The sequence below is a fragment of the Stutzerimonas kunmingensis genome, assembly GCF_900114065.1.
Lineage (GTDB): Bacteria > Pseudomonadota > Gammaproteobacteria > Pseudomonadales > Pseudomonadaceae > Stutzerimonas > Stutzerimonas kunmingensis.
In genome coordinates, this window is record NZ_FORS01000003.1 from 16,935 (window position 1) to 32,282 (window position 15,348).

The 15,348-nt window shown below is 66.0% G+C and carries 15 protein-coding genes; 9 read left to right on the forward strand and 6 right to left on the reverse strand.

From position 1 onward, the window contains the following. Positions 1–71: 71 nt before the first annotated feature. From rsmB to def, 3 genes are read right to left on the reverse strand one after another with little or no spacing between them, the layout of a single operon-like run. Positions 72–1,394 (reverse strand): 16S rRNA (cytosine(967)-C(5))-methyltransferase RsmB, encoded by a 1,323-nt coding sequence (gene rsmB / locus BM275_RS08155; protein ID WP_090520551.1) that lies wholly within the window; start codon positions 1,392–1,394, stop codon positions 72–74. Beyond that, on the reverse strand, positions 1,391–2,335 hold the full coding sequence (gene fmt, locus BM275_RS08160; RefSeq protein WP_090520553.1) for a methionyl-tRNA formyltransferase: 945 nt from the start codon (positions 2,333–2,335) through the stop codon (positions 1,391–1,393). Before fmt ends, rsmB begins: the two co-directional genes overlap by 4 nt. Before the next feature lie 55 nt (positions 2,336–2,390). Beyond that, the gene (gene def, locus BM275_RS08165) at positions 2,391–2,897 is read right to left on the reverse strand and encodes a peptide deformylase (RefSeq protein WP_014818507.1); all 507 of its coding nucleotides are present in this window, start codon (positions 2,895–2,897) and stop codon (positions 2,391–2,393) included. A 148-nt stretch (positions 2,898–3,045) separates the two neighbouring features. Between def and BM275_RS08170 the strand changes: the two genes are divergently transcribed. The 3 genes from BM275_RS08170 to tsaC all read left to right on the forward strand — a co-directional run bounded on the left by BM275_RS08170 (position 3,046) and on the right by tsaC (position 5,989). Continuing rightward, entirely contained in the window at positions 3,046–4,071 is a 1,026-nt protein-coding gene (locus BM275_RS08170) for a LysM peptidoglycan-binding domain-containing protein (RefSeq protein ID WP_046621984.1), read from the forward strand. Between the two features lie 86 nt (positions 4,072–4,157). Next, positions 4,158–5,255, forward strand: a complete 1,098-nt coding sequence (gene dprA, locus BM275_RS08175) for a DNA-processing protein DprA (protein WP_090520556.1) — start codon at positions 4,158–4,160, stop codon at positions 5,253–5,255. A 176-nt stretch (positions 5,256–5,431) separates the two neighbouring features. Continuing rightward, positions 5,432–5,989: an L-threonylcarbamoyladenylate synthase type 1 TsaC gene (tsaC, locus tag BM275_RS08180; protein WP_090520559.1), complete on the forward strand. Its 558-nt coding sequence runs from the start codon at positions 5,432–5,434 to the stop codon at positions 5,987–5,989. A gap of 54 nt (positions 5,990–6,043) precedes the next feature. Here tsaC and BM275_RS08185 read toward each other — a convergent pair whose 3' ends face one another. Further along, complete coding sequence (locus BM275_RS08185) at positions 6,044–7,021, reverse strand: quinone oxidoreductase family protein (protein WP_090520563.1); 978 nt, start codon at positions 7,019–7,021, stop codon at positions 6,044–6,046. A 152-nt stretch (positions 7,022–7,173) separates the two neighbouring features. On the opposite strand from BM275_RS08185, the gene hemF reads away from it, so the two are divergent. Next, on the forward strand, positions 7,174–8,091 hold the full coding sequence (gene hemF / locus BM275_RS08190; RefSeq protein WP_090520565.1) for an oxygen-dependent coproporphyrinogen oxidase: 918 nt from the start codon (positions 7,174–7,176) through the stop codon (positions 8,089–8,091). Positions 8,092–8,133: 42 nt separating this feature from the next. After that, a complete protein-coding gene (aroE, locus tag BM275_RS08195; RefSeq protein ID WP_090520566.1) occupies positions 8,134–8,946 on the forward strand; it encodes a shikimate dehydrogenase in 813 nt (270 codons plus the stop codon). Here aroE and BM275_RS08200 read toward each other — a convergent pair. Continuing rightward, complete coding sequence (locus BM275_RS08200; protein WP_090520568.1) at positions 8,943–9,554, reverse strand: NAD(P)-dependent oxidoreductase; 612 nt, start codon at positions 9,552–9,554, stop codon at positions 8,943–8,945. The two genes, aroE and BM275_RS08200, sit on opposite strands and share 4 nt — an antisense overlap. Before the next feature lie 12 nt (positions 9,555–9,566). Continuing rightward, positions 9,567–9,875, reverse strand: a complete 309-nt coding sequence (locus BM275_RS08205; protein WP_090520570.1) for an ElaB/YgaM/YqjD family protein — start codon at positions 9,873–9,875, stop codon at positions 9,567–9,569. A gap of 234 nt (positions 9,876–10,109) precedes the next feature. Between BM275_RS08205 and pbpG the strand changes: the two genes are divergently transcribed. From pbpG to BM275_RS08225, 4 genes are all read left to right on the forward strand, one after another. Then, positions 10,110–11,048, forward strand: a complete 939-nt coding sequence (gene pbpG, locus BM275_RS08210) for a D-alanyl-D-alanine endopeptidase (RefSeq protein WP_090520572.1) — start codon at positions 10,110–10,112, stop codon at positions 11,046–11,048. A gap of 154 nt (positions 11,049–11,202) precedes the next feature. Continuing rightward, entirely contained in the window at positions 11,203–11,595 is a 393-nt protein-coding gene (locus tag BM275_RS08215) for a DUF2946 family protein (RefSeq protein WP_090520576.1), read from the forward strand. A gap of 120 nt (positions 11,596–11,715) precedes the next feature. Further along, entirely contained in the window at positions 11,716–13,764 is a 2,049-nt protein-coding gene (locus BM275_RS08220; protein WP_090520578.1) for a TonB-dependent receptor, read from the forward strand. Positions 13,765–13,769: 5 nt separating this feature from the next. Then, on the forward strand, positions 13,770–15,323 hold the full coding sequence (locus tag BM275_RS08225) for a sodium:proline symporter (protein WP_090520580.1): 1,554 nt from the start codon (positions 13,770–13,772) through the stop codon (positions 15,321–15,323). Positions 15,324–15,348 lie beyond the last annotated feature (25 nt).

A 15,348-nucleotide genomic window follows, 5' to 3' on the forward strand; every position in this document is an offset into this window, starting at 1 on the left:
GTCACTCCTGAGCGGCAGCCATCCGCTGCCGCGTCCATGTTGGGGTCGAGCCTGGCCGGCCCGGGTTCGGCTTACTGATGATGGCCACGCGGTTGAGCTGCGATCTTGATCAGCTTGGCATAGTAGAAGCCGTCGTGGCCGCTCTCCTGCGGCAGCAGCTGGCGACCATGCGGCTGCTGCAGGCCGAAGCCGCCCGGGAGGTCCAGTTCGCGCGCGCCGGGCGTGCGTTCGAGGAAGGCGCCGATCACCTCGCGGTTCTCGGTCGGCAGCACCGAGCAGGTGGCATAGAGCAGGATGCCGCCGACGTCCAGGGTCGGCCACAGCGCATCGAGCATCTCGCCCTGCAGCGCGGCAAGGGGGGCGATGTCATCGGCCTGGCGCGTCAGCTTGATGTCCGGATGGCGGCGGATCACGCCGGTGGCCGAACAGGGTGCGTCGAGCAGGATGCGCTGGAACGGCTTGCCATCCCACCAGCGTTCGGTGGCGCGGGCGTCGTCGGCGACCAGTTCGGCCTGTAAATGCAGACGCTCGAGGTTTTCCCGAACTCGCACCAGACGCTTGGGTTCCAGATCCAGCGCAATCAGCCCGGCCAATTGCGGCTCGCGTTCGAGCAGGTGACAGGTCTTGCCACCTGGTGCGCAGCAGGCGTCCAGCACGCGCTGTCCCGGCGCCAGGTCGAGCAGCGAGGCGGCCAGCTGTGCGGCTTCGTCCTGCACGCTGACCCGTCCTTCGGCAAAGCCCGGCAGCTGATGTACGTCGCACGGCGCAACCAGGCGAATGCCGTCCTCACTGAACTCGCACGGATGGGCGTCGATTCCAGCGGCCTGCAACTCAGCCAGATAGGCGTCGCGGCTGACCTGGCGGCGATTGACCCGCAACATCATCGGCGGATGGGCATTATTGGCCGCGCAGATGGCTTCCCAATGTTCGGGCCAATGCGCCTTGAGCGCCTTCTGCAGCCAGCGCGGATGGGCAACGCGAATCACCGGGTCGTGTTCCAGCTCCGCTAGCATCGCTTCGCCCTCACGCTGGGCGCGGCGCAGCACGGCGTTGAGCAGGCCCTTGGCCCAGGGCTTCTTCAGCTTGTCGACGCAGCCGACGGTTTCGCCGATGGCGGCATGGGCCGGGATGCGGGTATGGAACAGCTGATACAGACCGACCAGCAGAAGGGCTTCGACATCGCGATCGGCAGCCTTGAACGGCTTCTGCAAGAGCTTGTCGGCCAGGCCGGCCAGGCGTGGCTGCCAGCGCGCAGTGCCGAACGCCAGCTCCTGGGTCAGGCCGCGATCACGGGCGTCGACCTTGCCCAGAACCTCCGGCAGGCTGCTGCCCAGCGAAGCCTTGCCGGAGAGCACGGCGCTCAGCGCGCGGGCGGCGGCCAGCCGCGGGTTCATTGACCGAGTACCAGGCCGGGCGCGAACTGCTCGCGGCGGCTGTTGTACAGATCGCCGAAACCGAGCGGCTTGCCCCCCGGTAGCTGCAGGCGAGTCAGCGACAGGGCGCCTTCACCGCAGGCAACTGTCAGCCCTTCCTTGCTCGCTTCGAGGATTCGACCCGGCTCGCCCTGCCCTTCGCCGAGGCGGGCCGCGTGGATCTTCAATGCTTCGCCGGCCAGCGTGCTGTGACAGATTGGCCAGGGATGGAAGGCGCGGATCAGCCGCTCCAGCTCGACGGCCGGGCGGGTCCAGTCGATGCGCGCCTCGTCCTTGCTCAGCTTGTGGGCATAGGTGGCGAGGCTGTCGTCCTGCACTTGCCCTGCGAGCGTGCCGTCAGCCAGGGCGTCGACGGCTTGCACCACCGCCTGCGATCCAAGTGTGGCGAGACGGTCGTGCAGCGTGCCGCCGGTGTCTTCGTCACTGATCGGAGTGCTGACCTTGAGCAGCATCGGGCCGGTGTCCAGGCCTGCTTCCATCTGCATCACAGTGACGCCGGATTCGCTGTCTCCAGCCTCGATCGCGCGCTGGATCGGCGCGGCACCACGCCAGCGCGGCAGCAGCGAGGCATGGCTGTTGATGCAGCCCAGGCGCGGCAGGTCGAGCACCGCCTGCGGCAGGATCAGGCCGTAGGCGACCACCACCATCAGGTCCGCCTGCAGGTCCGCCAATTCCGTCTGCGCCGCCGGGTCACGCAGCGTCTGCGGCTGGAATACCGGAATGTCGTGCTGCACGGCGAGCTGCTTGACCGGGCTGGGCATCAGCTTCTGGCCGCGGCCTGCGGGGCGATCCGGCTGGGTGTAGACGGCAACGATCGATTTGCCTGCGTCGAGCAGGGCTTGCAAATGCTGAGCGGCGAATTCCGGGGTGCCGGCGAAAACGATGCGCAAGGGCTGGGTCATGAGGGCTCGCTAACAAAAAAGGCTTGCGTAGCAAGCCTTCGGGATTCGGGAATGATCAAGCCTGCTGGCGATGGATCTTTTCCAGCTTCTTCTTGATCCGGTCGCGCTTGAGGCTGGAGAGATAGTCGACAAACAGTTTGCCGTTGAGGTGATCGCATTCGTGCTGGATGCACACCGCGAGCAGGCCTTCGGCGACCATCTCGTAGGGTTTGCCGTCACGATCCAGCGCCTTGATCCGCACTTTCTGCGGACGGTCGACGTTCTCGTAGAAGCCCGGTACCGACAGGCAGCCTTCCTGGTACTGGTCCATCTCGTCGGTCAGCGATTCGAATTCGGGATTGATGAAGACTCGCGGCTCGGACCGGTCTTCGGACAGGTCCATCACCACCACGCGCTTGTGCACATTGACCTGCGTCGCGGCCAGGCCGATGCCCGGAGCCTCGTACATGGTCTCGAACATGTCGTCGATCAGCTGACGGATCTCGTCATCGACCACATCCACCGGTTTGGCGATGGTGCGCAGCCGCGGATCGGGAAATTCAAGGATGTTCAGAATGGCCATATGCGTTTGTGATGCACTTATGGAATAAAGTCAAAAGCCGCTGCTAAGATGCCGAGCAGCATGGAAAACGGCTTAATGCCGCGATCCAAAAGGGTTCCGCGGCGCTAGGGCGCTTTACGTGAAGGCACATAATAAAGGGATTCACCACATGAGGAAATCACTACTCGCCCTGCTGCTGGTGGCCGTCGGCGGGCTCGCCCAGGCCGCGGTGCAGCTCAAGGACAACCATCCGGAGCGTTATACGGTGGTGAAGGGCGACACACTCTGGGACATTTCCGGCCGCTTCCTCCGCGAGCCGTGGAAATGGCCGGAGCTGTGGCATGCCAACCCGCAGATTGCCAACCCTCATCTGATCTATCCCGGTGATACCCTGAGCCTGGTCTACGTCGACGGCCAGCCGCGTCTTGTGCTCGACCGCGGCGCCTCGCGCGGCACCATCAAACTGTCGCCGACCGTTCGCACCACGCCGATGGCCGAAGCCATCCCGACCATTCCGCTGGAAGCGATCAACAGCTTCCTGCTGAGCAACCGCATCATCGACACCGCCGAGCAGTTCCAGGGTGCGCCCTACATCGTCGCCGGCAACGCCGAGCGGGTGGTCAGCGGCGCGGGCGACCGCATCTACGGCCGCGGGAGCTTCGAAGAAGACATGCCGGCGTACGGCATCTTCCGCCAGGGCAAGACCTACGTCGATCCGGAAACCGGCGAATTTCTCGGTATCAACGCCGATGACATCGGCACCGTGGACATCGTCGAAGTCGAAGGCGATATCGCCACCATGCACCTGACCCGTACCACCCAGGAAGCCCGCATCGGCGATCGTCTGTTCGCCAGCGAGGAGCGTGCGGTCAACTCGACGTTCATGCCCAGCTCGCCTGAGACGGAGGTGGACGGTGTGATTCTCGATGTACCGCGCGGCGTTACCCAGATCGGCCAGTTTGACGTGGTCACCCTGAACAAGGGCGCTCGCGACGGTCTGAAGGACGGCAACGTGCTGGCAGTCTACAAGACCGGCGAAACCGTACGTGACCGCGTGACGGGTGAGAACGTGAAGATTCCGGACGAGCGTTCCGGCCTGCTGATGGTGTTCCGCACCTACGACAAGCTCAGCTACGGCCTGATACTGCAGGCCACCCGCTCACTGGCGGTGAGCGACAAGGTCCGTAACCCCTGAAACAAGAGAGCCCCGCGAATGCGGGGCTTTTTCATGCTGCGACAGCACCGCACGGATGCGGTGCAAAGAGACAAGGAGTGTTCGCCATGCCTGCCATTTCCCCTGCCGAGCTGGAAGCCCGGCTGCGTCTGCATCTATTGCCCGAACTCGGCCCACGCCGCCTGCGCAAGTTGCTGAGCGCCTTTCCCGATGCCGCGTCGGCGTTGAGCGCGCCGGCCATTGCCTGGCGGTCGCTGGGATTGCCGGCCAGTTGTGCCGAGCCACGACGTAGCGCCGACATCCGCGAGCGTGCCAGTGCCGCCCTCGGCTGGCTGGAGCAGCCGGACCGGCATCTGCTCTGCTGGGACGACCCGAACTACCCCGCCTTGCTGGCTGAACTGCCGGATGCGCCACCGCTGCTGTTCATTGCCGGCGATCCCGGCTTGCTCGAGCGACCCCAGCTGGCGATGGTCGGCAGCCGCCGCGCCTCGCGCAATGGCCTGGACAATGCCCGGGCGTTCTCCCGCAGCCTGGCCGGTGCCGGCTTCGTCATCACCAGCGGGCTGGCGCTGGGCATTGATGGTGCCGCGCATCAGGGTACGCTGGACGCCGGCGGCAAGACCGTCGCGGTGCTCGGTACCGGTCTCGAACGGCTATATCCGCAGCGTCACGTCGGCCTCGCCCAGCAGATCGTCGACGAAGGCGGTGCGCTGGTGTCCGAGCTGCCACTGGACTGCCCACCGCAGGCGAGCAACTTTCCGCGGCGCAATCGCATCATCAGCGGCCTGTCGCTGGGCGTGCTGGTGGTCGAGGCAAGCCCGTCGAGCGGTTCGCTGATCACCGCGCGACTCGCTGCCGAGCAGGGCCGCGAGGTCTACGCGATTCCCGGCTCGATCCATCATCCCGGTGCCCGTGGCTGCCATCAGCTGATCCGTCAGGGCGCGGCGCTGGTAGAGTCGGTCGAGGATGTGCTCGAAGCCCTGCGCGGCTGGCAGTGGGTCGAGTTGTCCGACGGCGAAGGCCCGGCGCCGAAGCAGTCGGACAACCCCCTGCTGCGCGAGCTGCTGGCCGCCCCGCGCAGCAGTGAAGCACTGGCCATGGCGCTCGATCAGCCGCTGGGGCAGGTGCTGGCGCAGCTGACCGAACTGGAAGTCGACGGGCTGGTGGCCTGCGACAACGGCTTCTGGACGGCGATCTCGCGCTAGGCGGAGCTGAGTCGCACAGCAGACCTGTGGTGCGTCTGCCGATTCACGCCCTGTTGTTTGCGCGCTCGAAGTGCAGAGGGTCTGTTGCAGGCTGTTGCGAATCGGTCGCCCAGCCCCCTGCTCGACGGCAGATGCCTTGGGTAAACTGCCGGCTTTTCAGTCAGGCAGAGGTCGGCATGATCGGCGATTGGCGTGTGCAGCAAGTGGCGCGGGTGGTTCGCGCCGGCGGAGTGATCGCCTACCCGACCGAAGCGGTCTGGGGCGTGGGTTGCGACCCATGGGACGAAGCGGCGGTGCTGCGCCTGCTGGCGCTCAAGGAGCGGCCGGTGGAGAAGGGCCTGATCCTGATCGCCGACAGCATCGAGCAGTTCGACTTCCTGCTGGACGATGTGCCCGAGCGCTGGCTTGACCGCCTGGCCGCTACCTGGCCGGGGCCGAATACCTGGTTGGTGCCGCATCGCGGCCGCTTGCCGGAGTGGATCACCGGGCGGCACGACAGCGTCGCGCTGCGGGTGACCGATCATCCACTGGTCACGCGGCTGTGTGCGTTGACCGGCCCGCTGGTCTCGACGTCCGCCAACCCTGCCGGCCGTCCAGCAGCGCGCTCGCGGCTGCGGGTCGAGCAGTATTTCCCGCGTCAGCTCGACGCCGTGTTCGCCGGTCCGCTGGGTGGGCGACGTAACCCCAGCGTCATTCGCGATCTGCGCACGGGTGATGTGATTCGTCCGGCCTGAGCCGGCGGTGAAACGCACTGTGCGGCTGCCCCTATAAAGGCAGCCGCCGCGGCGTCAGGGCAGCAGAATGGTCGATCCGGTGGTTTCCCCTGCCGCCAGTTTGCGCTGGGCTTCGGCGGCTTCGCTGAGCGGGTAGCGCTGGCCGATCTCGACCTGGATCCTGCCGCTGCCAATCATCTCGAACAGTTCATCGGCCATGGCCTGCAGACGTTCCGGCGTGTCAGCGTAGCCGGCCAGAGTTGGCCGAGTGACGAACAGAGAGCCCTTCTGCGCCAGCACACCCAGGTTCACTCCGGTGACGGCCCCGGAGGCGTTGCCGAAGCTGACCAGCAGGCCGCGCGGGGCGACGCAGTCCAGCGAGATTTCCCAGCTGCTCTTGCCCACCGAGTCGTAGACCACCGGGCACTTCCTGCCTTCGGTCAGCTCCAGCACGCGCTGCGCCACGTCCTCGCGGGTACGATCGATGATGGCCCAGGCGCCCAGGGCCTTGGCTCGCTCGGCCTTTTCTGCCGAGCCCACCACCCCGATCAACTGCGCGCCGAGTGCGCGAGCCCACTGACAGGCGATCGATCCGACACCGCCGGCGGCAGCATGGAACAGCACTGTCTCGCCGGCCTGCAACGGATGGATCTGGCGTAGCAGGTACTGGCAGGTCAGGCCCTTGAGCATCACCGCGGCAGCCTGCTCGAAGCTGACGGAGTCCGGCAGTTTGACCAAGTGCCGTGCAGGCAGCGTGTGATAGTCGGCGTAGGCACCCAGCGGGCCGGTGGCATAGGCGACGCGATCACCGGGCTGCAGGTGCTGCACGCCCTCGCCCACCGCGTCGACCACACCGGCCCCCTCGGTGCCCAGCCCGGATGGCAGGCTCGGCGGCTGATACAGACCGCCGCGGAAATAGGTGTCGATGAAGTTCAGGCCGATGGCATGGTTGCGCACCCGCACTTCGCCTGCAGCCGGCGCGCTGAGCGGCATATCGACCTGTTCCAGGACTTCGGGACCGCCGTGCTGGCTGAATTGGATGCGCTGGGACATGTCTGGCTCCTGGTCATTGAAAGAGCCTCTATCCAACCCGCCGGGGCTGCGTTCGTCAATCGGCTGAATGCTATGCTTGCCGGCCGACCCCGTTTCAAGCACCGCCCAGCCACGCCTCAAGGGCTGCGTGCGGTCATTCGCAAGGTGATTTCGTGAACCACAGGACCGAAGCCGTCAAAGCCTATCTGCTCGATCTGCAGGACCGCATCTGCGCTGCGCTGGAGGCCGAAGACGGCGGCGCGCGCTTCGCCGAGGACGCCTGGACGCGGCCCGGTGGCGGCGGTGGCCGGACGCGGGTGATCGAGAACGGCGCACTGATCGAGAAGGGCGGGGTGAACTTCTCCCACGTGCATGGCGACAGCCTGCCGCCGTCGGCCAGCGCTCATCGCCCGGAGCTGGCTGGGCGCGGCTTCGAGGCGCTTGGTGTGTCGCTGGTGATCCACCCGCACAATCCGTATGTGCCCACCTCCCACGCCAACGTGCGCTTCTTCATCGCCGAGAAGGAAGGCGAGGAACCGGTCTGGTGGTTCGGCGGCGGCTTCGACCTGACGCCTTATTACGGCGCCGAGGAAGACTGCGTGCACTGGCACCGGGTCGCGCGGGACGCCTGTGCGCCGTTCGGTGCGGATGTCTATCCGCGCTACAAGGAATGGTGCGATCGCTATTTCCACATCAAGCACCGCCACGAGCCGCGTGGGGTCGGCGGGCTGTTCTTCGACGATTTGAACCAGTGGGATTTCGACACCAGTTTCGCCTTCATGCGCGCAGTCGGCGATGCCTACCTCGACGCCTACCTGCCCATCGTTCAGCGGCGCAAGGCCACGCCGTTCGGCGAGCGCGAGCGGCAGTTCCAGCTGCTGCGCCGCGGCCGCTACGTCGAATACAACCTGGTCTATGACCGCGGCACGCTGTTCGGCCTGCAGTCGGGCGGGCGTACCGAATCCATCCTGATGTCGCTGCCGCCGCAAGTGGCCTGGGGCTATGACAAGCACCCCGAGCCGGGCACACCGGAAGCGCGGCTGACCGAGTATTTCCTGCAGGACCGCGCCTGGCTCGCCGAGCAGCCCTGAGCTTCGACTGCTACCTGCACCCAACACTGCAAGGATTCACCCATGGACCGCTACGGCGTCTTCGGCAACCCCATCGGCCACAGCAAATCACCGCAGATTCACGCCCTGTTCGCCGCGCAGACCGGCCACGCGCTTTGCTACGAGGCACTGCTGGCGCCGCTGGATGACTTTCCGGGGTTCGCCCGGGCGTTTTTCCGGGATGGCCAGGGCGCCAATGTCACCGTGCCGTTCAAGGAACAGGCCTATGGCATGGCGGATCAGCTCACCGAGCGCGCCCGTCGGGCCGGCGCGGTGAATACCCTGAAGATGCTCGAAGACGGGCGCCTGCTCGGTGACAACACCGACGGTGCCGGGCTGGTAAGCGATCTGCTGAACGCCGGTGTGGCGCTGGCGGGCCAGCGCATTTTGCTGCTCGGCGCTGGCGGGGCCGTGCGTGGCGTACTCGAGCCGTTGCTGGCGCAAAAGCCTGCGGCGCTGATCATCGCCAACCGCACGCCGAGCAAGGCCGAACAGCTGGTGCAGGAATTCGCCGAACTGGGGCCGCTGTCCGCCAGCACCTTCGCTGATCTTGCCGAACCGGTTGACCTGATCATCAATGGCACCTCGGCCAGCCTCGGCGGCGAACTGCCACCGCTGGCCGACAGCCTGATCCGGCCGGGTCAGAGCTTCTGCTACGACATGATGTACGCCGCCAGGCCCACGGCGTTCTGCCAGTGGGCGGCAGCGCTGGGTGCGGACACCCGCGACGGGCTCGGCATGCTGGTGGAGCAGGCGGCGGAGGCGTTCGAACTGTGGCGCGGCGTACGCCCCGATACCGCGCCGGTGCTCGCCGAACTGCGTCGGCAGCTCAGCTAGCCGCTGAAGTGAATGCGTTGATGGATGTGCTGGGGGTTTTCCAGTTCGTCGACGATGCCGGCGGCAATACGCTGCAATTCCCGATAGGGATTGGCGTCGCCCTTGCCAGCGGCTTCGGCCAGCGCCTCGACGGTCAACTGATTGCCCGCTGACGGCGCATCCACCAGCGTCCAGCGCAGCGGATGGGCTATCAGCCGTTGCAGGGCAGCCTCGACCTCTGGCTGCAACTCGATTGCCGGAAAGTCGGCAACCAGCAGCAGGCGTTCGACCTTGGCGCGCTCCAGCCCGAGCAACAGCGCTTCGACCGCCTGGTAGAAATCGCGCTGGGGCGACTCGCCGGTAGTGGCATTGGCACCCGGTAGGCGCGGCGTCTGAAACAGACAGACCACCGCATCCATCCCGGCCACGCTCTCGCTGACGCTCACTGCATCGAACGGATCGCCCGGCTTGGTCCGCAGACCTGGCCGGGCGGCTATCGAATTGAGGTCGTCGAGCAATGCCACGGCCTCATGCTGGCGGCTGAGCAGCTCCACCAGCAGCGCGCTGCCAAGGTCGTCGTGAGCGCCGTAAAGGGCGAACTTCAACCGCGGCGTTTCGGCATTGAGCATGACGGCTGCCGATCAGCGACGGGTGATCAGATAGCCGATCACGGCAAAGGCGCCCGCTGCCAGAGCCAGGGTACCCAGCGGATGCTCCTTGGCGCATTCGCGCGCAGCACGGCTGGCTTCGCGGGTGCGTCGGGAGATATCGGCATAGTGCTCATCCCAGTCGTTGTCGTGCCAGAGTGACTCGGCACGCGAACGCAGTGCGCTGAGGCGCTTGCGCGAGTCGTGGGTGGCATCGTGCTTGAGCTCATCGAGCGCGCGCATCAGGCTGTCGATCTCGTGTTGGACTTCTTCGCGGGTGGTGGCTTTGCTGAAACGGGACATGGTGGGACCTCCCCTCGGTAAGTGTGGTTGTTTGACTCCGAAAACAGGCAGAGGTGCGGCCCGATCTTTGCGCGCAACATCGGCCGGATCGTTACGCGGCCGCTCTGGCGCTGCTCTTCCGACGAACCGCTCATCGGAAGGAGGCGAGTCTGCGGGCGATTCCCTATACTGGCGAAACGTCTACCACGTTGCATTCAGCGCATTTCGCCCTTCCATCGCGGGGAAACACCCATCGTGAACTTTCGTCGTACCCTCGCCAGTCTGCTGTTCGCCTGCCTGGCCTCGTTGCCGGCCATCCATGCCCAGGCCGCCAAGCCGGCCGTTCAGGAACTCGCTTCCGGCAGCGCCCTGCTGGTCGATCTGAAGACCAACGAAGTGCTCTACTCCAGCAATCCAGACATGGTGGTGCCGATCGCCTCGGTGACCAAACTGATGACCGCCATGGTCGTGCTGGACACCAAGCTGCCGCTGGATCAGGCGCTGCCGGTGACCATCCGCGATGCCAGGGAGATGCAGGGCGTGTTCTCCCGCGTGCGTATCGGCAGCGAGATCAGCCGCCGCGAGATGCTGCTGCTGACCCTGATGTCTTCCGAGAACCGCGCCGCCGCCAGTCTTGCCCACCACTATCCGGGTGGCTACTCGGCCTTCATCCAGGCGATGAACGCCAAGGCGCGGGCGCTGGGCATGACCCGCACGCACTACGTCGAGCCCACCGGGCTGTCCGAACGCAACGTCTCCAGTGCCAATGACCTGGTCAAGCTGATCCGCGCCAGCCGCCAGTACGCGCTGATCCAGCAGTTCAGCACCACTGACGAGAAGACTGTGGCCTTTCGCAAGCCCAACTACACCCTCGGCTTTCGCAACACCAATGCCCTGGTGCGCAAGAACAACTGGGACATTCAGCTGAGCAAGACCGGCTTCACCAACGCTGCCGGCCATTGCCTGGTGATGAGCACCACCATGAAGCAACGCCCGGTGGCCTTCGTGGTGCTCGATGCGTTCGGCAAGTACACCCATATGGCCGATGCCAACCGCCTCAAGAAGTGGCTGGAAACCGGCACCGTGACCCCGGTACCCGCCGCCGCGCTGGCCTACAAGCAGCAGAAGCAGGCCCAGCGCCAGCTGGCCGGCCAACCGGCGGACGCTGCCCAAGCGCTGCTGAAAACCCGCTGAGGTCTGCCGTTCGCTGCGTGACGATGGCGTCGCGCAGCGAACCTGACCGGCAGGCCTGACGATCAGCGAACATTCTTGAGTTTGCGCAACTCTTTTTGCTGAGAGTCGTTCCTATCATGAACGCCATTCGCACCCGCGCCTGATCGGATCGCCGATGACACGCCGCCGCCTTCCCGCCTGGCTCGCCAGCCTGGCCCTGCTGATCCATCTGCTGAGCATGCCGCTGTCGGGCCTGTTGCCGGCAGAGACCAAGCGGCTGCTCGGCTGGAGCGGACATTGCCCGTTGATGCAGGCACAGCTGCAGCAGTCGCACGCACTGCACGGGTCGGCGGAGCATGGCGAGCATGAACCGGCAACCCATGGCGGGATGCCGCCGTGCTGCTGCTGCGCCGGCTCGATGGGCCTGGCAGCGCTGCCCGGTGCCGCACCGCTGCTACCGCAGGAAATTCGTGGCGGCCCGGTCCTCGCTGTCGAAGCAGGCGCCCATCGGCCGTCGCCACGGCAACAATGGCCGGCCCTCAACCCGCGCGCCTCACCCCTCGCCTGACGCCGCTGGCGTCACCCTTCGTTGCTTCGCCTGAACTGTCTGCACCGACCACGGTGGTGCTGGCGTTTGCCTGCGGCCATTCGCCGTACGGCCCTGTCTGTTGCACAAGGAACATGCGAGATGCTCGACCATCCTGCGCACCCGTCGCGGCGCCCTGCGCTGCCTCGTCTTGTTATTGCGGCCCTGGCTGCTGCTTATCTGCCGGCAAGCCTTGCCGATACCGCCGCCTCCGCGCTGTCGCTGGGCAGCAGCACCGTCACCGCCACCCAGTCTGGTGGTGGCTTGCCGACCAGCAGCGTGATCAGCTCGGTCGACCTGCTCGGCGGCGACATTCTCGAACAGCAGCCGGTGCTCTACAGCTGGGAGCTGTTTCGTCGCACGCCGGGGGTGATGCTCACCGAATTCGGCCAGGGCACCAGCTCCGGCAAGCTGTCCTTTCGTGGCTTCAATGGCGAGGGTGAGGTCAACGCGGTCAAGCTGCTGATCGACGGCATCCCGAGCAACAGCAACGACGGCAACATGCCCTATCTGGACATGCTGTTCCCGCTGGAGATCGACGGTATAGAGGTGGTGCGCGGTACCAACGACCCGCGCTACGGCCTGTACAACATCGCCGGCAACGTCGCCGTGCAGTCGCGCATCGGCGGTGACTACGGCAAGGCACGGCTGCGCTACGGCAGCTACGACACCCAGGAGCTGCAGCTGGCCAAGGGCATCGAAAGCGGCAGCTGGACGCAGAACTACTTCATCGGCCAGCAGAAGAGCGATGGCTACCGTGACCATGCCGGCAGCGAGCGCACCAGCCTGTCCGGCAAATGGTTCTACACGCCGGATGCCGGCAACTGGCGCCTCGGCCTGATCGCCCGGCATCACGAGGCCGAGGCCGACGAGCCGGGGTACCTGTCCCGTGAGGACGCACGGCACTCGCCCCGCCAGTCCTATGCGCTGTCGGCCAGCGACATGGGTGAGCGGCGCATGAACCAGCTCAGCCTGCATCTGGACAGCCAGCTGGCCAGCGACCTCAGCTGGGCGACCAAGGTCTGGATCAACACCCTGGATGACGACCGCTGGGTGCGTTTCTCCCAGGCCCAGCCGCAACAGCGACGCACCAGCGAGGAGAATCACTACGGCGCGCGTACTTCGCTGACCTACCGGCCGGACGTGTCCTGGCTCCATGACCTGGCCCTCGAAGGCGGGCTGGACACCGAACAGCAGCGCAACCGCAGCGAGCGCTACACCACCGTCGAGCGCCAGGTCGTGACCCAGACCCGCGACCAGCGCTTCGACTACGACAGCTACGGCGCGTACCTGCAGGCGGTGATCCAGCCGGTGAAATCGCTGAAGATCATCCCGGCATTTCGCGTCGACCGCATTCGGGGTGACTTCACCGACGAGCTCAGTGGCAACGATTACGCGATCAACGACTACGGCAGCATCGAGCAGCCGAAGATTAGCCTGATCTACACCCCCATCGAGCAGCTGAGCCTGTATGGCAACTGGGGGCGGACCTTCCAGATCGGTACCGGCGCGGCCGCCTACAAGGTGCCGCCGCGCACCAGCGATCTCTCGCCGTCGATCAATGACGGCTGGGAAACCGGCATCAAGTTCAGCCCGGTGCACTGGCTCGACGGCCGCGTCGCCTACTGGGAGCAGGTGGCCACGGACGAGGTGCGGCGCCGGCTCAACGACCCCAGCGGTGAATCGGAAAACCTCGGGCAGACCCGCCGCTGGGGTTATGACGCCCAGCTCAACCTCTACCCCGCCAGCGATCTGAATCTGTGGCTGGCGCACTCCTGGCAGTTCTCCGAAATCGAGAAAGCTGATCCGAGCCTGCCGGCCAGCCAGGGCCAGCAGATCGACCATGTGCCGCAGCGGCTGTACTCGGCCGGCAGCACCTACCAGGCGACCCCGGACCTGCAGCTCAGCGCCTGGCTCAACGGCCAGACCGACTACTACCTCGAACGCGAAAACACCCAGGGCAAGTACGGCGGCTACGTGCTGTTCAACCTGGGCGCCAGCTATCAGCTGACCGAGCAGCTGGCCGTCGACCTGCAACTGAAGAACCTCACCGACCGCTACTACGAGTACGTCTGGTACGACGGTGTCCAGTCGTTGCACGCGCCGGGCGATGGCCGCGCGCTGTATGCCGCCGTGACCCTGGACTTCTGACCGGCATGAAGCGCTATCTGTACCTCGCGCACCGCTGGCTGGGTATCGGGCTCGGCCTGTTTGTCCTGCTCTGGATCGTCAGCGGCGTGGTGATGCTCTTCGTCGGCTACCCCAAGTTGACGCCCGAGGAGCACCTGTCGCGCTTGCAGCCGCTGAGTGCCGATTTCTGCATCGCACCGGGTGCAGCGCTTGCCGTCAGCAAGGAACCGCGCACGCCGCTCAGTCTGCGTCTGACGCGCGCCGGAGGCTCGCCGCGCTATCTGCTGGATTACGGTGACGGGCCGCTGCTGGCGGTCGATGCACGCAGCGGCAAGCGCATCGAGCACATCGGCGCTGCCGAGGCACTGGCCAGTGCGCGGCAGTTCGCCGTTTCCGAGGTGCACTTGCTCGACCGGGTCGCGGAAGATGCCTGGACGCGCAACCACGCTCTGGCCCGCGAGCGACCGCTGTATCGCGTGCAGGCGGACGATGCCGAAGGGCGCCTGCTGTACGTCTCCAGCCATACCGGGCTGGTGGTGCGCGACGCCACCGCCCACGAGCGCGCCTGGAACCTGTTGGGCGCCTGGCTGCACTGGCTCTACCCATTGCGCGAAGTCATGCCGAAGGCGATCTGGTCGGTGGCGCTGGTCTACGGTGCGCTGCTGGCCGCGGTGCTGGTGCTGCTGGGCATGCTGATCGGGCTGCTGCGCTGGCGCTTCGCCGGTCGCTACCGCAACGGCTCGCACTCGCCCTACCCGGCTGGCGCTGGCCGCGTGCACCACGTTGGCGGGATGCTGGTCGGCGTGGCGCTGCTGGTCTGGCTGGTCAGCGGCATGCTGTCGATGGAGCCCTGGGGGCTGTTCGAGAAGCACTCGACCATCGATGCCGCCGCGCTGCGGCAAGCGCCGCTAAACACCGAGGCGCTGGATACGGATCTGGCCTCCGCGCTGGCCCGATTCCGCGAGGCTGGTATCGAACCGGTGGAGCTGCAGTGGCAGGTGCTCGGCGATCAGCCTTATCTGCTCGGTATCGATGCCAGGGGCGAAACACGCATTCTGCCCGCCACCCATTCCGAGCCGGCACAGGAACGCCTTGAGCGCGCCCTGCTGGAGCGCGAGGTCCGCCAGGCCTGGCCCGAACAGCAGCTGCGCTTCGAATGGCTGGAACAGGAGGATTTCCACTACTACGCCCGTAGCGAACCGAGCCTTTACAGCCATCTGCCGCGACCCTTGCCGCTGCTGCGGGTGCGTTTCGACGATCCGGCCGCGACCTGGCTGCACATCGATCCTTACAGCGGCAACATTATCGAACAGCTGGACCAGCGCCGGCGTGCCGTGCGCTGGGTGTTCAAGCTGCTGCACAGCTGGGACTGGCTGCCCTTGCTGCAACGGCCGCTGCTGCGTGACGGCCTGCTGCTGGCATTCAGCGCCGGCATGCTGGTGATCGCCGTCAGTGGCGTGCTGCTTGGCTGGCGCCGCCTGCGTGGTCGGCCACGACGCGTCAAGCCACGGGCCGCGCCGGATGCCCGGTCGTCGCGGCTGGCCCGGACAACTTCGGCGGACGATTCGATGCAACGATGACGGAACACCCGACTCAAACGACTAC